This window comes from Actinospica acidithermotolerans (assembly GCF_018139625.1).
GTDB lineage: Bacteria > Actinomycetota > Actinomycetes > Streptomycetales > Catenulisporaceae > Actinospica > Actinospica acidithermotolerans.
The window spans coordinates 1-14485 of record NZ_JAGSOH010000155.1; the positions used below are offsets into that span (position 1 = coordinate 1).

A 14485-nucleotide genomic window follows, 5' to 3' on the forward strand; every position below is an offset into this window, starting at 1 on the left:
GGGGCGAGCACAGCGGGGGAGCGCAGCTCGTCGAAGCCGTGGTGCCCGGCCAGGTGCCAGAGATCGGCGAAGTCGTCCGAGGCGCGCACCGGCACCACCTGCCAGCCGCCGGCCCGCAGGATCCGCCCGGTCTCCTGGTAGGTCCTGCGCTCCATCGGCCGCGCGGTCGGGCCGGACCAGGTCGCGGTCTCCAGCAGGAACGCCAGGCCGCCGGCCGTTCCCGGCCTGGCCCGGGCCAGCTCCAGCGCGTCGGCCGCGCCGAGTTCGCCGAGGAACGCGATCACCAGCTGGTCGTTGCCGGAGAACGACGCGGCCCCGGACCACTCGTCCAGGTTCAGCGCCGAGACGTTGACCGGCTTGACCACGGCCAGCGCGTCGAGCACGGTGTCCTGGTCCTCGGCCGGGATCAGGCCCGCGCCGACGCCCGTGGACAGGCGCACGTGGTAGCCCTGGTTCAGCAGGTGCACCGCCGCGCTGGCCGCCGCCGAGACCGCCCACTCGTACGACGCGCTCGACCCGGTGCCGCGGTGCGCGATCGCGCGGCTGTCCACCAGGATCGTCGCCTGGCTGTGCCAGGTGCGCTCCTCCCGGCGGACCATCAGCTCGCCGTGGTGCGCCGTCGCCCGCCAGTGGATCCGGCGCAGGTCGTCGCCGTGCCGGTACTCGCGCACGCCGATGTCCTCCTCGCCGGCCGCCGCCGCGTACGCCGCGTGCCCCTCGCCCCGGCCGGACCAGAGCGCGCCGAAGGTTCCCGACGTCAGCTGCTGCACCTTCGGCACCACGGTCAGCGTGTGCTGGGCGGTGAAGGAACGGCTCAGCTCGAAGAGGCCGAGCGGGTCGGCGCTGTGCAGCGTCAGCGGTCCGATCTCGAAGCGGCCGCGGTTCTCCGAGCGGATGCGGTAGGCCACCCGGCGGTGCCCGCTCGGCTCGATCCGGCGCAGGATGAACCGCGGCCGCGAGCCGAGCGTGTACGGCAGCCGGTCCTCGACCAGCAGCGTGCTGCTCGGCAGCCGTGCCGCGTTCTGCAGCCGCAGGTGCACCTGCGCCGGCGCGCCCACCGGCACCCGGGCCGGCTGCAGGACCCTGCGACAGGAGATCCGGTAGCGGGAGGAGCCGGTGATGATCGCCGCGACCACCGGCAGCGCCGCGAGCAGCACGCCGATCCGCAGCAGCGGCGGGTAGTCGAGCACGATCGCCGCCACGATCGAGGTGAGTCCCGCGCTCAGGAAGGCCCGGCCCCGCACGGTCAGTCCGCTGGAGAAGGTGTGCAGAGTCTTGCGGACGCTCACGTCCGGTGCGCTCCTCCCGCGGCGAGTCCGACCGGGACCCGGTCGAGCAGGTCGGCGACGATCTGCTGGGCGTCCCGGCGCCCGATCCTGGCCTCTGCGGTGGGGATCAGCCGGTGCGCCAGGACCGGGACGGCGAGCTGCTTGATGTCGTCCGGCAGCACGAAGCCGCGGCCGCCGAGCACGGCGTGCGCCCGGGCCGCGCGCACCAGGTGCAGCGAGGCGCGCGGCGAGGCGCCGAGCCGCAGGTCCGGGTGGTCGCGGGTGGCTCCGACCAGGTTGATCACGTAGTGCTTGACCTCGTCCGAGACGTAGACCGCCCGGACCGTCTCGATCAGCTTGACCACGTCCGCGGTGCCGGCCACCGGCTGCAGGTCCTCCACCGGGTTCGTCTGCGTGTGGCCCTCGAGCATGCGCAGCTCCGCGGCGGGACCCGGATAGCCCATCGCGACCCGGGCCATGAACCGGTCGCGCTGCGCCTCGGGCAGCGGGTACGTGCCCTCCATCTCCACCGGGTTCTGCGTCGCGATCACCATGAACGGCGGCTCCAGCGGGTACGTGGTGCCGTCCACCGTCACCTGGTGCTCGGCCATGCACTCCAGCAGCGAGGACTGGGTCTTCGGCGAGGCGCGGTTGATCTCGTCGCCCACCACCAGGTTCGCGAACACCGCGCCCGGCTTGAACTCGAACTCGCCGCGGTGCTGGTCGTAGACCGTCACGCCGGTCACGTCGGAGGGCAGCAGGTCGGGGGTGAACTGGATCCGCCGCACCGTGCAGTCGAGCGAGCGCGCGAGGGCCTTGGCCAGCAGCGTCTTGCCGACGCCGGGCACGTCCTCGATCAGCAGGTGGCCCTCGGCGAGGAGCACGGTCAGCGCGAGGCGCACGACCTCGGCCTTGCCCTCGACGACGGTCTCGATGCGCTCCTGGATCCTGTGCGCGGTGCCGGCCAGCCAGTCGACCTGGGTACGGTCGAGTGCCTGCGGTCCCTGCTGCCCGACGGTGCCTGGCAACGGACCCTCCCCTCGTGTGCGTGGCGCGTCCCTTCCGGCGGGAAGGGTGTCAACGGACATAGTGCACGACGGGAGCGCACTGTGCGCAAGGCTTCGCCGGTCCCGGCCCCCGTCGGGGGCACCCTCGGATCATCCTCCGGACGTCCTCCGTACGGCCCAGCGGGCGCGTAGTGGAGTAGAGTGGGGGAAAGTGGGGCCTGTCGGGTTCCATCGGATTCTCAAGGGGCGGGCGGTGCCCGCACCGGGCGGTCGGGAGGTGCGCCGTGTTCCTCGGCACCTTCCAGCCGCGGCTGGACGACAAGGCGAGGCTGATCCTGCCCGCGCGGCTGCGCGAGGAGGCGGCCCGGGTGGACGAAACGGAGCGGCTGGTGATCGCCAAGGGACAGGAGCGCTGTCTCACGGTGTGGCCGGCGGTCCGCTTCGCCGAGCTCGCCGAGCGGATCAGGGCGCTGCCCGCGGCCAACGGCCTGGTCTCGCCCAAGGCGGTGCGCGATCACCTGCGGGTGCTCTACGCGGGTGCGAGCGAGCAGACCATGGACAGGCAGGGCCGGGTCAGCATCCCCGGGCACCTGCGGGACTACGCCGGGCTCGACCGCGAGGTCGCCGTCGTGGGCGCGGACACCCATTTCGAGATCTGGGACGCCGCGGCCTGGGGCCGGTACCTCGAGGAGAAGGAGCCCGCCTTCGCCGACCTGACCGGGGAGGTGCTGGCCGAGCTCTCGGGCTCGGGCTTCTAGGAACAGCGCGGCCGTACCACCGGCGAACCAGCACATCAGTCACCACCGAACCGCAAGACCCGCCGTCGTGGCCGGCGGCCCCGAAGCTCCCCGCGGCTGACGCACCTTCCCCGGCGCCAACCGCACGCGAGCCGCACCGCGGCTCCCAGCACTTGAGAGCGGACGGGCCGTCGGCCACGACGGTTTCCCACGCTTCGATTCTGACGCGCGACGGGCTCAACGCAGCGGCACCGCGAACTGCGTGTCCGGCCCGGCGGCGTCCGACGGCGTCTTCGCGACCAGCACCATGCGCACCGGCCCGGCCGGCTCGCGCCGCCGCTCGATCGCCCACGTCCGCAGCTCCTGCAACGCCAGCTCGGCCTGCGTGCCGCTGGTCCACGCACCCGTCTCCGGCTGCCTGACGAAGGCCTCCTCGTGCGCGGGATCGGTGCTCAGCTCGTAGCCGGGAAACAGCGCGGCGATCTGCTCGGCGGTCTCGTCGGGCACCGGCCGGCACCACTCGACCGGCCCGTCGCTGTCCGAGCTGACCTCCCCGTGGAAGACCATGAACGGCGCCCAGCCCTCGCCCTGCGGCCGCGGCCACCGCGTCTGCTGGAACGGACGGATGAACAGCTCCCTGCTCCGCTCGATCAGCTCCTCCTGGTGGACCCGGCGGATCATGCTCAGCACCCTGCGTTCCGGCAGCCGCCGGACTTCGACCTCGAACATCGCGGACCTCTCTCCCAGCAGTCGGTTCACGAGGAGGCCCGCCAGCTCGCCGCGCGCCGCGTGCTCGATCTCGGTCGCGGACCAGTGCGCCCGGACCTGCTCGGCCGCGGTCTCGGGCGGCTGATCGAGGATCAGCTTGATCCGGGCCAGCGGCATGCCGATCCGGCGCAGCGCCGAAACCAGCCGCGCGCGCTCCAGCTGCCCGGGCGCGTACCAGCGGTAGCCGGTGCATCCGTCCACCCGCGCCGGGACCAGCAGGCCGAGTTCGTCGTAGAGGCGCAGCGCCTTCGGCGAGAGCCGGGAGGCCTGCGCGAACTCCCCGATGCTGATCAGGCTCATGACGGCTCCCCTCGTGCCGGACGCTCGCCCGGCACAGACCACTGTGCGCCCTCCCCGAGGGTCAAGGTCAACGCCGGGCGGGGCGAGCGGGCTCGCCCGGGGGGCCGTCGACAAGCGTGCGCCGCCGTGCTAGAAACATCTCTGCCCGAGTTTGTGAGCGCTCCCAAGACAATCGGCCGACAGCTTGCCGTCGGCCGATGCGAGCGCGCGCAGCTCATACCCTCACGCCCTGGAGCCGCAATGACGCGTCGTCCGAACTCCCGCCGGATCGGCATACGCCGAAATCCGCATGGGAGCGCTTCCAAGCTCAATCCCGCATCCCGCACCGGACGGGTGCTCGCCGCGCTCGCCCTCGCTCTCGCCGGCACCTTCGCCGCCGAGGCCCCGGCGCACGCCACCACGACCACCCCGACGGTGACCAACCCCGGCTTCGAGAGCAACGGAACCGGCACCTCCACCCCGACCGGCTGGACCGCCTCGGGTACGACTTCGGCCTCTTACACCGAGTCCGGGGGCCACTCCGGCTCGTACCGGCTGACGCACTACTCGTCCTCCGCGTACACGGTGGACACCTATCAGGAGATCACGAACATCACCCCGGGCTACTACACGCTCGGGGTCTGGGTCCGCACGGACGACACCGGCGGCAGCAACTACGTCACGATGTCCAGCTGCGGGAGTTCGACCCCGAAGACGTACGTCCCGGTGGACGAGGACGGCGACTGGCTGCACATCGTCACCTACACCTACGTGAGCGGCAACACCTGCTACATCGACTTCCACTCGGCCTCGGCGGCCGGCGCGTGGACGAACTACGACGACGTCACCTTCACCGCCGGCTCGGCGCCGATCGCCGTGCGCGGCGGCGACGTCTCCAGCCTCGACCGCGGCGAGGCGGACGGCGGCGTGTACTACACGAGCTCCGGCACCCAGGAGAACGCGCTCCAGATCCTGTCCGCGGCCGGCATGGACTACGTCCGGCTGCGCGTCTGGGTCAACCCGGCGAACGGGTTCGACGACGAGGCCCAGCTCCTGGCGATGGCGAAGCAGGCGTACACGACCTACGGTCTGCCGATCCTGCTCGACCTGCACTACTCCGACACCTGGGCCGACCCCGGCCACCAGACCACGCCGGCCGCGTGGGCGTCGGACAGCCTCAGCACCCTCGAGACGCAGGTCTACAACTACTCCAAGCAGATCGTCGGCGACCTGGTCGCGCAGGGCACGCCGCCCGCGATGGTCCAGGTGGGCAACGAGATCAACGCCGGCATGCTCTGGCCCGACGGCGAGACCTCGAACTGGGCGCAGCTCGCGGCGCTGCTCAAGGAGGGCGTCGCCGGCGTCAAGGCGGCCGACTCCTCGTCGAAGATCATGCTGCACCTGTCCTCGTCGGACGACCTGGCCACGCTGGAGACCTGGTACACGAACGCGGTGAACTACGGCATCTCCTTCGACGTCATCGGCATCTCCTACTACGACTACTGGCACGGCCGCCTCGACGTGCTCCAGACTGACCTCGACGGGCTCGCGGCGAAGTACGGCAAGCAGGTGGCCGTCGCCGAGACCGCGTACCCGTGGACGATGACCTCCGGCGACTCGCTCACCCCCTCCTTCGACACCTCCAGCGAGCTCGACCCCGGCTACGCGGCGAGCGAGTACGGCCAGATGTCGAACTTCCGCGACGTCATGTCCATCGTCCAGGCGGTGCCGAACGGCCTCGGCCTCGGCGCCTTCTACTGGGAGCCGACCTGGACCGTCGTCTCCGGCAACGGCTGGGACCCGACCGACTCCTCGTCCCAGGACGCCTGGGAGAACCAGGCGATGTTCAACTACTCGGACACCGGCCTGTCGGTGATCAACGACTTCGCCGCCCGGTAACGCTCACCGCAGCAAACAGGGCCCGCCGGATCCGAGAGGATCCGGCGGGCCCTGTCGTCGCCGATGTCGGCAGCCTAGGCGTCGAGCCTCAGCACCTTGACGGAGCCGCCGGGCACGTCGGCGCCGGCGGCGTGCGGGGTCCCGGTGAGCAGGTCGCGGCCGACCGCGCTCAGCGGTGCGGGGGAGTCGGAGTGGTTGATGGCGAACAGATAGCTCGTCCCGTCGGCCGACTGCCGCCGGACCACTTCGAGCGTGTCGGGGTTCGCGGTGTCGAAGGCCACGCCGGCGTCGGCCGCCGCGCCGCGCAGGATTTCGCGGAGGGTGGCGGGATCGGGGCTGGTGGCGACGTACCAGACCGTGCCGTCGTCGAGCCGGTTGCGCGTCACGGCAGGTCCGCCGGCCGCAGGGCCGTCTGCGAAGCTGTGGACCGCCTCGGCGCCCCGCAGTTCGATCTCCTCGGACCAGACGGTGCCATAGGACTCGGCCGTCATGGTCAGCGCGGCGCGCTCGCCGAGGCGCAGCGGCAGGAATTCGCCGATGCTCAGGCCGAGCATCTCGCGCAGCACGCCGGGGTAGCCGCCGAGGTGAACGGCGTCGTCCTCGTCCACGATGCCGGAGAAGTAGCTGACCACGAGGGTGCCGCCGCCGGTGACGTAGTCGCGCAGGTTCTTGGCCCATTGCTCGCGGCAGAGGTACATCTGCGGCACGACGACGAGCTTGTAGCCGGACAGGTCGGACGCGGGGTGCGCGAAGTCGACCTGGACGTGCGCCCGCCACAGCTGCTCGTAGTACGCGAGCTGGCGCTCCTTGAAGTTCAGGTCCACGGACGGACGGAAGACCTGCTCGACGGCCCACCAGGACTCCCAGTCCCACAGCAGCGCCGCGTCGGCCGCGACCCGGGAGCCCTCGATCTCGCGCAGCGCCTGGAGATCGGCGCCGAGCTCCGCGACCTCGCGCCAGATCCGGGTGCCGGTGCCGCCGTGCGGGAGCATCGCGGAGTGGAACTTCTCGCCGCCGCCGCGCGAGGCGCGCCACTGGAAGAACAGCGCGCCGTCCGCGCCGCGTGCGATGTGGGACAGGGTATTGCGACGCATCTCACCCGGGCGCTTGGCGATGTTGCGCGGCTGCCAGCTCACGGCGCCGGTGGAGTGCTCCATGACGATCCACGGCTCGCCGCGGCGCATCGAGCGGGTGAAGTCGGCGCAGAGCGCGAGCTCGATGTGGTTGTCCGCCGCCTCCGCCGTCAGATAGTGGTTGTTCGCGGCGATGTCGACCTCGCGGGCCCAGGCCCAGAAGTCGAGGGCCTTGCAGTTGATCAGCTGGAAGTTCGTCGTCACCGGCACGTCGCCGCGGCCGACGGAAGCCAGCGCCGCCTTGATCACGTCGCGCTGCGCGGTGTACAGCTCCAGCGTCGTGTCGGAGGTGAAGCGCCGGAAATCGAGGCGGTGCACGGGGTTCACGTCCGCCATCGGGGTCCGCTTGGGAGTGTCGATCTGCTCCCACGCGGTGTACGTCTGGCCCCAGAACGTCGCGGTCCACGCCTCGTTGAGCGCGTCGAGCGTGCGGTACTTGGCACGCAGCCAGTCGCGGAAGGCCGCGGCGGAGACGTCGCAGTAGCACTCGCCGGTCGGCGAGCCGTACTCGTTGTGCACGTGCCACATGGTCACGGAGGGGTGGGCCGCGTAGCGCTCGGCCAGCACGGACGCGATGCGGATGCACGCCTCGCGGTACTCGGGGGAGTGCGGGCAGTACGTCTGCCGCGACGAGCCCCCGAGTACGACGCCGTCGTCCATCACCGGGCGCACGTGCGGATTCGCCGCCAGGAACCAGTTCGGCGGCGCGGCGGTCGGGGTGGCGAGATCCACGTCCACGCCGGCCTCCGCCAGCAGCGGGATCACCTTGTCCAGCAAGGAGAAGTCGTAGACGCCGGGCTCCGGCTCGAGCAGCCCCCAGGCGAAGATGCCGAGGCTGACCAGGTTGACCCCGGCTTCGCGCATCAGCCGCGCGTCCTCGGCCCAGACCTCCTCGGGCCACTGTTCCGGGTTGTAGTCCGCGCCGTAGGCGAGCGGTCGGACGTGGTCTGTCATGGGCGTTCCTCGCTGAACAGGGACGGCGGCGGGTCGGCGCCAAGCCTGCGCCGGCACTTCGTGAGCGCTCCCAGAAGCAGCGCACTGGGAGCGCTCACGAAATGATTACAGAACGGTAGCTCACCGGTGCGGCGGCGGGCTACCACTTGACATCACGGGATTCTGTCACGAATCTGGGAGCGTTCACAACAGCCTCCGCGCCGTGTGCTCCGTGTTACAGCCCACGGAACCGGCGCAGTCCCACCCTCACCTCCCCCGACAGGAGTGGACGATGAAGTTCCCTCGCTCCGCCAAGGCCGCGGCCTGCGCCTTCGCGGCCGCCGCGCTCGTGGCGGGCTGCTCTTCCAGCGGCACGCCGACGGCGTCGGCCTCGAACGAGAAGGTGACACTCACCTTCTGGTCCTGGGTGCCGAACATGCAGAAGATCGTGAACGTGTGGAACGCCTCCCACCCGGACATCCAGATCAAGTTCACCGAGGCCGCGGGCGGTGACGCCGAGCTGTCGAAGCTGCTGACGGCGGGCAAGGCGAAGGACATGCCGGACATCGCGCAGATCGAGTACCAGTCGCTGCCGACGATGGTCTCGAACAACTACCTCGCCGACATCTCCAAGTACGACGACAACCTGCAGAGCGACTACCCCGCGGGGCTGTGGAGCCAGGTGACGGTCGGGACCAGCGCGCTCTACGGCGTGCCGCAGGACGCGGCGCCGCTGGCGTTCTTCTACCGCAAGGACATATTCAAGAAGTACAACCTGGCGGTGCCGACGACCTGGGCGCAGTACGCGACCGAGGCCGCGCAGCTGCACAAGGACGACCCGAGCATCTACATGGGCGACACCGTCGGCACGGACGCGGGCCTGTTCGCCGGCCTGACGCAGCAGGCGGGCGCGCAGTGGTGGTCCGCCTCCGGCAGCAGCTGGTCGGTCGGCATCGACTCCGCCGCCTCCCAGAAGGTCGCCTCCTATTGGGGCAACCTGGTGCAGTCCGGTGCGATCGACTCGCAGACCGCGTGGACCGCGGCGTGGGACAAGTCCTTCTCCTCCGGTGAGTACGCGAGCTGGATCTCCGCGGTGTGGGCGCCGGGCGACCTGTCCTCCTCGGCCGCGAACACCTCGGGCGACTGGGCGATGGCGGAACTGCCGCAGTGGACCGCCGGACAGCACGTCTCCGGCGCGTGGGGCGGCTCGGCCACCTCGGTGACCTCCGACTCCCAGCACCCGCAGCAGGCCGCCGAGTTCATCGCCTGGCTCAACCACTCCACCCAGGGCACCTCGCTGCTGGTGAGCGACGGTTCGATCTACCCGGCCTCGCTGACCGCCGAGTCCAGCTCCTCGCTGCCGGCTCAGACGTTCATGGCCCAGAGCGACTTCTACACGCTGGCCAAGCAGTACTCCTCGCAGGTTGTCGCCGCGACCTGGGGCCCTGACGTGCCCGTCGCGTACAGCAAGTTCAGCGACGCGTTCGCCAGCACGGTCAAGACCGCGTCCGGCTACCTCGCGGGCCTGACCGCCCTGCAGACCGCCGTGGTCGCCGACATGAAGGCCAACGGGTTCACGGTCTCCGGCTCATGACGACCGTCACCTCCGTACACGAGCCCGCCGCGTCCCTCTCCGGGACGCGGCGGGCCCGCCCGCGCGATCGCTGGAACCCGGCGCCGCGGCGCACCCCGTATACCTTCATCGCCGCCGCGGTGCTGCTGTTCGTCGCCGTCTACGTGGTGCCGCTCGGCTACACCGTCTACCTCAGCACGCAGAAGACGCAGGTCTCCGGACGAGGCCTCGGCCCGGGCGCGCGCCAGCAGGTCTCGGCCGGCTTCTCCAACTACGCCACCGTGTTCGGCGACGGCGAGTTCTGGCAGAGCGTGCTGCGCGCGGTGATCTACGGTTGCATCCTGATCCCGATCATGCTCGGCCTGGCCACGCTGTTCGCGCTGATCCTGGACTCGCAGCGGGTCCGCTTCCAGCGCTTCGGCCGGCTCGCGATCTTCCTGCCCTACGCGGTGCCGACCCTGATCGGCTCGATGATCTGGGGCATGATGTACCTGCCCGGGTTCTCGCCGATCAACTCGACGCTGCACGCGCTGTTCGGCATGCAGGGCATCAACTTCTTCGGACAGCGCATCGTGTTCCTGTCCGTGGCGAACATCGGCGTCTGGGGCGGCACCGGCTTCAACATGATGGTGCTCTACACGGCGCTGCGCTCGCTGCCGCAGGAGGTCTACGAGGCGGCCCGCCTCGACGGCGCCAACGAGCGGAAGATCGCCCTCAGGATCAAGCTGCCGATGATCCGGCCGGCCGTCATCATGACCGCGATCTTCTCCACGATCGCGACGCTCCAGGTGTTCAACGAGCCGTACGCGATGCACCAGATCGCCTACGGCGGCGTCTCGACCTCGTGGACCCCGCTGATGACCGTGTACCAGGACACGTACACGGCGAACAACGTCTACCTCGGCGCCGCGGAGTCCATCGTCATCGCTGTGATGATGTTCGTGCTCTCCGCCGCCGTCCTGCGGATCACCAACCGCCAGATCTTCGGAGGTGAGGCCAGATGAGCGAGCTTGCGAGCGCATCCATAGACACAGTGTGCCCGCGAATGCGGCCGCCGAGCGCCAGCGAGGTGGACGTATGAGCGCATTGACCATCGCCTCTCAGGGCATGGCCCCGACCCGCAAGCGCCGCACCTCGATCGTGCCGACCGGCGTGCTCGTGCTCGGCATCGCCTACGCGCTGCTGCCGATCGTCTGGGTCGCCATCGCGGCGACGAAGACGAACACGCAGCTCGACTCGTACGGCGCGTTCCAGCCCGGCAGCTCGTTCTGGGCCAACCTGCGGGCGCTGAACTCGTACCAGGGCGGGGTGTTCTGGACCTGGATGCTCAACACCGCGCTCTACGCGGGCGGCGGCGCGGTCCTGTCCGCGATCGTCTCCGCGCTGGCCGGGTACGGATTCTCCAAGTACCGCTTCCGGGCCAAGGGCTTCCTGTTCACGATGATCCTCATCGGCATGCTGGTGCCCGCGGTCGTCCTCGCGATCCCGCAGTACCTGCTCGTCGCGAAGATCGGCCTCGCGGACACCTACTGGTCGGTGCTGATCCCCTCGATCGTCTCGCCGTACGGCATCTACCTCGCGCGGCTCTACGCCGGCGCCTCGGTGCCGGACGAGATCCTCGAGGCCGCGCGGATGGACGGCTCCGGCGAGTGGCGCACCTTCCTGCGGATCGGCATCCCGATGATGTCGCCGGGCCTGGTGACCATCTTCCTGTTCCAGTTCGTCGCCATCTGGAACAACTTCCTGCTGCCCTGGCTCATGCTGAGCAGCGAGAACAAGTACCCGCTGACCGTCGGCCTGTTCACGCTGCTGGACGACGGCACCTCGCAGCCCGCGCTCTACACCCTCGTGCTGCTCGGCTCGCTGCTGTCCATCCTGCCGCTGATCCTGCTGTTCTTCCTGCTGCAGCGTTTCTGGCGGGTCGATCTCGGCGCCGGATCTGTAAAGTGAGGCCGAAAACCGGCCCGTCGAGGATGGGGGAGCGGGGAGTGGTCGTGGACAACGGGCGCAGGCGCCCGACGATCGAGGACGTGGCGGCCGCCGCCGGCGTGTCCCGCGGCACGGTCTCCCGCGTGCTCAACGGCGGCGTGAACGTCTCCCCGACCGCGCTCGCCGCCGTCAACAAGGCGATCAAGCAGACCGGCTACGTGGTCAACACCCACGCCCGTTCGCTGGTCACCCAGCGGTCGGGCTCGGTGGCCTTCATCCTCTCCGAGCCGCAGGAGAAGTTCTTCGAGGACCCGAACTTCCAGGTCCTGCTGCGCGGCTGCACCCAGGCGCTGGCCGAGCACGACATGCCGCTGCTGCTGTCCATCGCGGACAGCGAGCAGGACCGCGAGCGGGTGGTGCGCTTCATCTCCGGCGGGCACATCGACGGCGCGCTGCTGTTCTCGGTGCACGCCGGCAACCCGGTCGTCAGCCGGCTCGCCTCGCTCGGCATCCCGGCCGTCACCTGCGGCCTGCCGATAGGCCACGAGTTCGACCTCGCATACGTCGCGGTCAACGAGGCGGAGGGCGGCCGGCTCGCCACCGCGCACCTGGCCCGGCTCGGCCGGCGCCGGATCGCCACCGTGACCGGCCCGCTGGACACCCCCGGCGGCCGGGACCGCCTCAAGGGCTACAAGGACGGCCTCGAGGAGGCCGGCCTGGCGCTCGATCAGAAGCTGATCGCGCACGGCGACTACACCCGGATCTCCGGCCAGCTGGCGATGGAGAAGCTGCTCAAGCAGGACCCGGAGCTCGACGCCGTGTTCGTCGCCTCCGACCTGATGGCGCTCGGCGCGATGGACGCCCTCGCCCGGGCCGGCCGCTCGATCCCGGGGGACGTGGCCGTGGTCGGCTTCGACGACTCGCCCTCGGCGACGTCGGCCATCCCCGCGCTGACCACCGTCCGCCAGCCGTTCAAGCGGATCTGCGAGGAGATGGTCCGCCTGCTGCTCGCGCTGCTCGACGGCCAGGAGCCGGCCGCGGTGATACTGCCCGCCGAGCTGGTCATCCGGGAGACGGCCTGAACACGCCGGGAGCGATCGGGGACCCGGCCACCGGTCCCCGATCGCTCCAATAGACTCCTGCGGGTGAACGACCTGCATATCCCGGTGATGCTCGCCGAGTGCGTGGAAGCCCTCGACGCGGCCGACGCGGTGGAGAACGCGGTCCTGGTGGACTGCACGCTCGGCCTCGGCGGACACAGCGAGGCGCTGCTCACCCGGTACCCGAGGGCCCGCCTGCTCGGGCTCGACCGCGACCCGGAGGCGCTGGCGCGCTCCCGCCGGCGGCTGGCTCCGTTCGGCGAGCGCTTCGAGGCCGTGCACGCGGTGTACGACGAGCTGCCGGACGTGCTGGCCGAGCGCGGGATCAAGCGGGTGCACGGGGTCCTGTTCGACCTCGGCGTCTCCTCGATGCAGCTGGACATGCGCGAGCGCGGGTTCGCCTACGCGTACGACGCGCCGTTGGACATGCGGATGGACCAGACCGCGCCGCTGACCGCGCACGAGGTCGTGAACACGTACCCGGTCGAGGACCTGACCCGGATCCTGCGCGACTACGGCGAGGAGCGCTTCGCCCGGCGGGTGGCCCAGGCGATCGCGGCCCGGCGGGCCAAGGCGCCGATCGAGCGGACCGGGGAGCTCGCCGAGCTGGTGCGCGAGTCCATCCCGGCGGCCACCCGGCGCACCGGCGGCCACCCGGCCAAGCGCGCGTTCCAGGCGCTGCGGATCGAGGTCAACGGCGAACTCGAGGTGCTGGGCCGGGCCATCCCCCGGGCGGTCGACGCGCTGGCCGTGGGCGGGCGTATCGCGGTGCTGTCGTACCACTCGCTGGAGGACCGCTGGGTCAAGCGGGTGCTCGCGGCCGGCGCCGAATCCACCGCGCCGCGCGGCCTGCCGATCGCGCCGCCCGGCACCGAGCCGATCCTGAAGCTGCTGACACGCGGGGCGCAGGAGCCGACCGAAGAAGAGCTCGAGGCCAATCCGCGTGCGGCGTCCGCCAAGTTCCGGGTGGCCGAACGCGTGCGTACGGGATCGGTGGCGGCCCGGCTGGCTCGCTGACCTTCCGTCACAACTCAGACAGGTGCGCAATACTGGCCGTCATGGCTGAACGACCCGCGAAGCGAACACCCCGAACGGCGACCGGACCCCGGCTGGCCGTGATCGAGGGTTTCGCCGGGCGCCGCTCGGCCATCCCCTTCGCGCTGCTGGTGCTCGGAGTGCTCACCATCGGCCTGGTCGTGCTGCTGATGCTGAACACGGCCATGGACGACAACTCCGTGCGGATCCAGCAGGCACAGCAGAAGCAGGCCTCGCTGACGGACAGCGAGCAGGAGCTGGCCCAGCAGCTGGCCGGGCTCTCCGCGCCCTCCAGCCTCGCCTCGCAGGCGGCGGCGCAGGGCCTCGTGCCGAATCCGCAGCCGGCCTTCCTGAACCCGACGACCGGAGCCGTGCTGGGCACGGCGTCCCCCGCGCCGACGCCGTCCCCGACGCCCACTCCCACGGCGACTCCCACGCCGACGGCCAGCGCCGGCTCGAGCGCGACGCCCACCTCGACGTCGAGCGCGAGTTCGTCGGCGACCGCCGGCAGCCCGTCGACCGGCACGGCCGGCACCTCCGCAAGCCCGAGCACCGGCGGGAGCCCGCGATGACCCAGCAACCGCCGCGCCCGGCGGCCGGCCGACCCGCCCCCACGCTGCGGCTGGGCCGCCCGAAGCGGCGTATCCGGGCCGGAATGTTCGCCCTCGCCTTCGTCTTCTCGCTCTACGGCGGCCGCCTCGTGCAGCTCCAGGTGACCGATGCCGGGGGCTACGCCGCGAAGGCCGCCGCCGACCGGACCGCCGACGTCACCCTGTACGCCACCCGCGGCTCGATACTCGACGCGTCCGGCCAGCCGATCGCCG

General features: G+C 70.9%; 12 protein-coding genes and 1 pseudogene. 9 read left to right on the forward strand and 4 right to left on the reverse strand.

The annotated features are described in order from the left end of the window. Both KDK95_RS37525 and KDK95_RS30995 read right to left on the reverse strand, forming a co-directional pair. Positions 1-1289, reverse strand: a 1289-nt coding sequence (locus tag KDK95_RS37525) for a DUF58 domain-containing protein (protein WP_212521893.1), incomplete at its 3' end; no start/stop codon positions are given. Then, the gene (locus KDK95_RS30995) at positions 1286-2236 is read right to left on the reverse strand and encodes an AAA family ATPase (protein ID WP_372463415.1); all 951 of its coding nucleotides are present in this window, start codon (positions 2234-2236) and stop codon (positions 1286-1288) included. The genes KDK95_RS37525 and KDK95_RS30995, both read right to left, overlap by 4 nt. Before the next feature lie 323 nt (positions 2237-2559). On the opposite strand from KDK95_RS30995, the gene mraZ reads away from it, so the two are divergent. Further along, positions 2560-3033 (forward strand): division/cell wall cluster transcriptional repressor MraZ, encoded by a 474-nt coding sequence (mraZ, locus tag KDK95_RS31000; protein WP_212521895.1) that lies wholly within the window; start codon positions 2560-2562, stop codon positions 3031-3033. Between the two features lie 216 nt (positions 3034-3249). Here mraZ and KDK95_RS31005 read toward each other — a convergent pair whose 3' ends face one another. Then, positions 3250-4080 (reverse strand): MerR family transcriptional regulator, encoded by an 831-nt coding sequence (locus KDK95_RS31005; protein ID WP_212521896.1) that lies wholly within the window; start codon positions 4078-4080, stop codon positions 3250-3252. Between the two features lie 240 nt (positions 4081-4320). On the opposite strand from KDK95_RS31005, the gene KDK95_RS31010 reads away from it, so the two are divergent. Continuing rightward, entirely contained in the window at positions 4321-5958 is a 1638-nt protein-coding gene (locus KDK95_RS31010) for a glycosyl hydrolase 53 family protein (RefSeq protein ID WP_212521897.1), read from the forward strand. Positions 5959-6032: 74 nt separating this feature from the next. Here the strand turns inward: KDK95_RS31010 and KDK95_RS31015 are convergent, their stop codons facing one another. Next, positions 6033-8045, reverse strand: coding sequence for a beta-galactosidase (locus KDK95_RS31015; protein ID WP_212521898.1), 2013 nt, complete (start codon positions 8043-8045; stop codon positions 6033-6035). 271 nt (positions 8046-8316) lie between these two features. Between KDK95_RS31015 and KDK95_RS31020 the strand changes: the two genes are divergently transcribed. From KDK95_RS31020 to KDK95_RS31050, 7 genes and pseudogenes are all read left to right on the forward strand, one after another. Beyond that, positions 8317-9618: an ABC transporter substrate-binding protein gene (locus KDK95_RS31020; protein WP_212521899.1), complete on the forward strand. Its 1302-nt coding sequence runs from the start codon at positions 8317-8319 to the stop codon at positions 9616-9618. Beyond that, the gene (locus KDK95_RS31025) at positions 9615-10601 is read left to right on the forward strand and encodes a carbohydrate ABC transporter permease (RefSeq protein WP_212521900.1); all 987 of its coding nucleotides are present in this window, start codon (positions 9615-9617) and stop codon (positions 10599-10601) included. The genes KDK95_RS31020 and KDK95_RS31025 overlap by 4 nt, the downstream gene beginning before the upstream one ends. A gap of 73 nt (positions 10602-10674) precedes the next feature. Further along, positions 10675-11547 (forward strand): carbohydrate ABC transporter permease, encoded by an 873-nt coding sequence (locus KDK95_RS31030; RefSeq protein ID WP_212521901.1) that lies wholly within the window; start codon positions 10675-10677, stop codon positions 11545-11547. Between the two features lie 23 nt (positions 11548-11570). After that, a complete protein-coding gene (locus KDK95_RS31035) occupies positions 11571-12608 on the forward strand; it encodes a LacI family DNA-binding transcriptional regulator (protein WP_249162164.1) in 1038 nt (345 codons plus the stop codon). Between the two features lie 57 nt (positions 12609-12665). Continuing rightward, positions 12666-13643 carry a 16S rRNA (cytosine(1402)-N(4))-methyltransferase RsmH gene (gene rsmH, locus KDK95_RS31040; RefSeq protein WP_372463416.1) on the forward strand — a complete coding sequence of 326 codons (978 nt, stop codon included), beginning with the start codon at positions 12666-12668 and terminating at the stop codon, positions 13641-13643. A 41-nt stretch (positions 13644-13684) separates the two neighbouring features. Further along, entirely contained in the window at positions 13685-14233 is a 549-nt protein-coding gene (gene ftsL, locus KDK95_RS31045; protein ID WP_212521903.1) for a cell division protein FtsL, read from the forward strand. Then, positions 14230-14485 (forward strand): annotated as a pseudogene (locus tag KDK95_RS31050) (hypothetical protein); the annotation flags it as partial. The gene ftsL and the pseudogene KDK95_RS31050, both read left to right, overlap by 4 nt.